Below are 5,773 nucleotides of genomic sequence, written 5' to 3'. Positions count from 1 at the left end.
GCGATTTTGTCGCCGGCGCCCGCGTCATCGGCATGCATCCGCTGGAGATCGCCTTTCGCGAAGTGCTGCCCAACGCATTGCCGCCGGTGCTGGCGTTGTCGTCGGTGATCGTCGCCGCCGCGATCCTCACCGAGGCGGCCCTTTCGTTTCTCGGCCTCGGCGACCCAAACCGCGTGACCTGGGGTGGCATGATAGCCGAAGGCCGCGCCGTGCTGCGCACCGCGCCCTTCCTGTCGATCATTCCCGGCGTGGCGCTCGTGCTGACCGTGCTCGGCGTCTATCTCGCCGGCGAAGGCGTCGTCGAGACGACAGCGGTGAGAAGGAGCCTGTCGTGACGGCACTGCTTTCGATCCGCGACCTGACGGTGACCTACCGCCGCGATGGCAACGAGGTGGCTGCGCTGAAACATATCAGCTTGGATGTCGCCGCCGGCGAGCGCCTCGCCATCATCGGCGAGAGCGGTTCGGGCAAGAGCACGCTGGCGCTGGCCATTGCCGGACTGTTGCCGGGATCTTCCAAGGTTGAAGGCCGCATCGACTGGTTTTTGCCATCGTCGCCATACTTTGGTGCCAAGGCACCCCCCTCTGTCCTGCCGGACATCTCCCCCGCAAGGAGGGAGATTGGCAGTTCCGCCGAAGGCTCTTTTCCGGCAACTTCAGTAATTGGCGAAAGCAGAGATGAAAGCGCAATCTCCCCCCTTGCGGGGGAGATGTCCGGCAGGGCAGAGGGGGGTGTGACGGAACGCCAGCCTAAGTCTGTTCCCCTCGGTGGCCGCGACATCGGCTTCGTCTTCCAGGACCCGTCGGCCAGCCTCGATCCGGTGATGGCGGTCGGCGAGCAGATCGCGGAAGTCGCGCACGCGCATCTCGGCCTTACTTGGTCGCAATCCTATGCCAAGGCGAAAACCCTGCTTGAACGCGTCCGCCTGCCCGACCCGGACGCCGCTTTGCGCGCCTATCCGCACCAGCTTTCCGGCGGCCAGAAGCAGCGCGTGGCGATCGCCGCCGCGATCGCGGCCGGGCCGAAACTGCTGATCGCCGATGAGGCGACCAGCGCGCTCGACACCATCGTGCAGGCCGAGATCGTCGCACTGATCCGGCAGTTGGTGGCCGAGGACGGCATGACGCTGCTGTTCGTCAGCCATGACATCGCGTTGGCCGCCGAGTTGGCCGAGCGCATCGCCGTGTTCCGGCACGGCGAGCTGGTCGAACTCGGTGCGACGGCGCAGATTATCGCTAGCCCGCGCCACGCCTACACAAGAGCGCTGCTCGACGCCCATCTCGGCCTCGACGCCGAACCGCTGCTGCAGCGGGCAGGAGCGTCGAGGTGAGCCGTTCATTGCTGGTCGTTTCCGGCTTGGCCAAACGATATCGTCGCGGCGGTAAGACGATTGCCGCCGTCGATGACGTTTCCTTCGACATCGAGCCCGGCGAGACGCTGGCGCTGGCCGGGCCTTCCGGCAGCGGCAAGTCGACGATCGCGCGGCTGCTGCTGCGGCTGATCGAGCCGGACGCCGGCCGCATCGAGTTCGAAGGCGGCGATTTCCTGTCCCTCAACGGCGCTGCCTTGCGCGCCCGGCGTGCTCGTCTGCAAATGGTGTTTCAGGACCCGCTCGCCGCCTTCAACCCCCGCGCCAGCGTCGCACGCGTGCTCGATGACCCCCTGCGCATCCATGGCATCGCCTCTCGAAAGGAGCGCCCGTGCCGCATCGCCGCTTTGCTGGGGCGCGTCGGCCTAAGCGCCGATCTCGCCGGCCGCACCATCCACGAGATCTCGGGCGGCCAGCGCCAGCGCATCGCGATCGCTCGTGCCATCGCAACAAAGCCGGCGCTGATCGTGCTCGACGAGGCAGTGTCGGCGCTCGACGTATCGGTGCGCCGACAGATCTTGCAATTGCTGCTCGATCTGCAACGCGAGGAGCGGATCGCCTATCTGTTCATTTCGCATGATCTCGGCGTTATCAGCGCCATCGCCCATCGTATCGTTATCCTCGACGCCGGCCGCACCGCCGAGAGCGGCGACGCCCGAACCGTCATCGACGCACCGCGGTCGGTGATCGGCAAGGCGCTGGTGGCGGCAACGCCAAAACTGAACAGGACCAGCACGCAGGGCGCGGCCGATCGTCAGTAACCCAACGCGCAACCATCCTTGCGTGGATCGGACGCGCCGGTGAGCGTACCCTTGTCCCAATCGATCAGCACCAACTGGCCGCCGCCATGCGGCTCGGTCGGAATGGACACTTGATGGCCTCGTTCGCGCAGGCCGGCGATCGCATCGGCCGGAATTCCACGCTCCGCCTCCACCGTATCCTGTCTGTAAAACACCCGTGGCGCATCAAGCGCCTCCTGCGGGTCCATGCCGAAATCGATCATGTTGGTGAGCAGGTGGACATGGCCGAACGGCTGGTAGCCACCGCCCATCACGCCGAACGGCATGACCGCCCGGCCCTTGGCCGTCACCATGCCAGGCATGATGGTGTGCATGGGGCGTTTTCCCGGTGCGATGCGGTTTGGGTGGTCCGCCGCCAGGCGGAAGCTGCTGCCGCGATTCTGCAGGACGACGCCAGTCGTGGGGCCGACCACCCCGCTGCCGAACGAATGAAAGGTCGAGTTGATGAAGCTGACCGCATTGCGGTCGCGATCGACCACGGAGATGTAGACGGTATCGCTTGGCTGAAGCTCAAGGCGAGGCAGATGCGTCATCGCGCGCGCCGGATCGATCTCGGCGCGAAGCTGGTCCGCATGGGATCTGGACAACAACTGCTCAACGGGGACATGGACGTGGTTCTGGTCGCCGATGAAATTGTCGCGATCCTGATAGGCAAGCCGCCCGGCCTCGATCTCGAGGTGCAGGCGCTCGGCGCCGTTCGGTTCCAGCGAACCGAGCGAGAGGCCCGACAGCACATTCAGCATGATCAGTGCCGTCAGGCCCTGGTTGTTCGGCGGCATCTGATGGATGTCGTAGCCTCGGTAGAATGTGCCGACGGGCCTGACATAGTCGCCCTTCGTGGCAGCGAAATCCTCGAGCGCATGCAGCCCACCCAGGGCGCGCAGACGCGACACCAAGTCGTCGGCGATCTCGCCTTCATAGAAGCCGGCGCGGCCACGGCGCGAGACGATGCGCAGCGTATCGGCCAATTGCGGCTGCCGGTGCAGATCGCCGGCCAGCGGCGCCCTTCCATCCGGCAGGAAGATACGAGCCGCATGTTCGTCGGCGGCCAGCAAGGCAGCACTTTCAGCCCAGTCGAGGGCCACGCGGTCTTGGACGACATAGCCCTGTTCGGCGTAGCGTATGGCAGGCGCCAGCGCGGCGTCGATGCCCTTTCTGCCGTGATCCTCGAGCAGCCGGCACCAGGCGTCGACGGCGCCCGGCACGGTGACCGCGTGCGGACCGGACTCAGGCAACGCGTCATGCCCCCTGTCCAGATACCATTGCGCCTCTGCCGCGGCCGGTGCGCGGCCGGAGCCGTTGAAGGCCAGAACCTCACCTTGGCCGTTGGGGCAGTAGAGGACGAAACAGTCGCCGCCGATACCGGTCGATTGCGGCTCGACGACTGCCTGCACTGCCGCCGCGCACACGGCTGCGTCCATTGCGTTGCCGCCGGACCGCAGCATCTCGACCGCCGCCAGCGTCGCCAACGGGTGTGATGTCGCGGCCATCGCTTCTGTCGCACGAACCGGCGACCGTCCGGGAAATTGAAAATCACGCATGCAGGATCAATAGCCTCCGACGAATCAGATGTGAACTGGCAGCGGCGGCCAAAGAGCTAAGCCACCGAAAGCACCACGACCGACATTACAATCACCGTGCCGCGCTCAACCCTGGGAGATCACCGAGCTCAATCCGCAAACTTGAAAAAATCCGTGGTGTAATCGGGGTATGCGTTCAGCCCGTCGAAAAGGCCGACCAGATCACGGGTGTCTGCCAAAATTCCGGACAAGACCAGGGCGGTGGCCACACCGGCACCAATTCCACCGGCGATATCGTGTTCGACGCTGTCGCCGACACAGACTACCGTGCTTCGGTCCGGGTTGCCCGCCAATGCCAGAGCGGCGTCGAAGATCGGCGCGTAGGGCTTGCCGATGCGGGTGACGATGCCGCCGAGGCTCTCGTAGAGATCCGCAAGCTGGCCGGCGCCAAAGCAAGGCCCCACCGCCGTCAGCATGATCTTGTCGGGGTTGGTGCAGAAGCATGGCACCTGCCGCGCTGCTGCCGGTGCAAAAAGTCTGCGATAATGGTCGAGATCGTAGCGATCGCCCTCGCTGGCGGCAATTAGCACCAGCTCAGCATCGTCGCCGTCGCTGGTCAACGTAAAAGGCAGACCTTCAATCGCCGAGCGGTCGCCTTCGCGGCTGATCAGCAGGCACTTGGTGTTTGGGCGCAGCTTTCCCGATGTCGCCATTTCGTGAAACGACCGCCACGCGATCTCGCCGGAAGAGACAAATTGATCCCAGCTTCCTGGTTCGAAGCCGAGCTTCAGCAAGCGGGCCTCGTTAGGCCGCGCTCGCCTGCCGGAGTTCGAGACCAGCACAATCGTCCTGCCTGCGCGCTTCAGCGCCGACAACGCCTCCACGGCGCCCGGATAGGGGTTGGTACCATCGTGCAGCACACCGAACTGGTCGAGCAGAAACACCTGATAGCGCTCGACCAGGGCTCCGATGCCGTCGAGATGTTCAACTGTTTTCGTGCTCACAAAAGCCCCGCTTCGATTGCGCCCATCAGCGCCAGCCGCGCCGTGCCGGCGGCCGCTTCGTCCGAAAGCGCCGGCGGAAAACCGACGCCCAGCTTGCGCTGCCGGATCGCGGTCCAGGCGGGATTTGCGGCACCGCCGCCGACACTTCTGACCGACGTCAATCGGGGGGCGCCGAGTTCGGCAAGTCGGCGATAGCCGAGCGCCTCGATCTCAGCAATGCCCTCCAACATCGCTTTCAGATAGTCGACATCGTCCACCGGCCGCGGCGTCAGACGTGGCGGCAGAGCAGGATCGGCGATCGGAAAGCGTTCGCCGACCGCCGGAAGCGGATAATAGTCGAGGCCGGTCTCCGTCATGGGGTCGATCGCCGCACTCAACTCGATGATGCGCGCGAGGGGAAAATGCTGCGCCAGCACCTTGCCCCCCGAATTCGACGCACCACCCGCCAGATAGGTATCTCCCAACCGGTGGCTATAGATACCGAACTGCGGCGCCGAGATCGGCCGGTCGGAGAGGATCTTGATGGTCAGCGAGGAGCCCAGCGCGGTGACGCCATCGCCAACTGCCGCAGCACCTGTCGCCAGGAACGACGCGCAGCCATCCGTCGTCCCGGCGACCACGGCCACGTCACGCGCGAGGCCGAACAGGTCCGCCGCACTCGCGGTGAGCGTTCCCGTGACATCGCCCGGCCTGACGACACCAGGCAGGAAGTCCATGCGCATACCGGTCGCCGCGATCCAGTCCGGCCAGCGCCGAGCCTCGACGTCGTAGCCGGTTTTCAGGGCGTTGTTCTCGTCGCTGACATCGAAGCGGCCGGAGAACTGTCCCGCGATCCAGTCGGCCTGATGCAGCACCGCGGCAACGCCGGGCTGGCGCTGGAACCAGAGCGCCTTGGCGAGACCGGACGTCGCCCCAAGTGCTGCGCTCGCTGCCAGCGCCTCGCGCGCGATCACGGCCAGAATGGCGTCATCGTCGACTTTGTCGTTGTACATCAACGGTTCGGCCAGCGGCTGCCCGGCGCCGTCGACCGGCAGCAGCGTGCCCGAAGTGCCGTCGACGGCAATCGACCGGACCGCCGCG

At 65.5% G+C, this 5,773-nt stretch carries 6 protein-coding genes; 3 read left to right on the top strand and 3 right to left on the bottom strand.

The window, feature by feature from the left end; all coding sequences use genetic code 11:
• The 3 genes from E5W87_RS33440 to E5W87_RS33430 form a co-directional block, all read left to right on the top strand.
• On the top strand, nucleotides 1-335 hold a 335-nt coding region (locus tag E5W87_RS33440), incomplete at its 5' end, for an ABC transporter permease (RefSeq protein WP_292407624.1).
• The gene (locus E5W87_RS33435) at nucleotides 332-1,330 is read left to right on the top strand and encodes an ABC transporter ATP-binding protein (protein ID WP_292407621.1); all 999 of its coding nucleotides are present in this window, start codon (nucleotides 332-334) and stop codon (nucleotides 1,328-1,330) included. The genes E5W87_RS33440 and E5W87_RS33435, both read left to right, overlap by 4 nt.
• Nucleotides 1,327-2,130 (top strand): ABC transporter ATP-binding protein, encoded by an 804-nt coding sequence (locus E5W87_RS33430; RefSeq protein WP_292407618.1) that lies wholly within the window; start codon nucleotides 1,327-1,329, stop codon nucleotides 2,128-2,130. Before E5W87_RS33435 ends, E5W87_RS33430 begins: the two co-directional genes overlap by 4 nt.
• Here the strand turns inward: E5W87_RS33430 and ggt are convergent.
• The 3 genes from ggt to E5W87_RS33415 all read right to left on the bottom strand — a co-directional run.
• Entirely contained in the window at nucleotides 2,124-3,710 is a 1,587-nt protein-coding gene (ggt, locus tag E5W87_RS33425; RefSeq protein WP_292407614.1) for a gamma-glutamyltransferase, read from the bottom strand. The two genes, E5W87_RS33430 and ggt, sit on opposite strands and share 7 nt — an antisense overlap.
• Before the next feature lie 128 nt (nucleotides 3,711-3,838).
• Nucleotides 3,839-4,693, bottom strand: coding sequence for a TIGR01459 family HAD-type hydrolase (locus E5W87_RS33420; protein ID WP_292407611.1), 855 nt, complete (start codon nucleotides 4,691-4,693; stop codon nucleotides 3,839-3,841).
• Nucleotides 4,690-5,773 (bottom strand): FGGY-family carbohydrate kinase (locus tag E5W87_RS33415; RefSeq protein ID WP_292407608.1); only part of this gene is annotated, 1,084 nt, incomplete at its 5' end. The genes E5W87_RS33420 and E5W87_RS33415, both read right to left, overlap by 4 nt.

It is taken from the genome of Mesorhizobium sp. (assembly GCF_004962925.1).
Taxonomy (GTDB): Bacteria; Pseudomonadota; Alphaproteobacteria; order Rhizobiales; family Rhizobiaceae; genus Mesorhizobium.
This window is presented reverse-complemented; position numbering and strand designations above follow the sequence as displayed.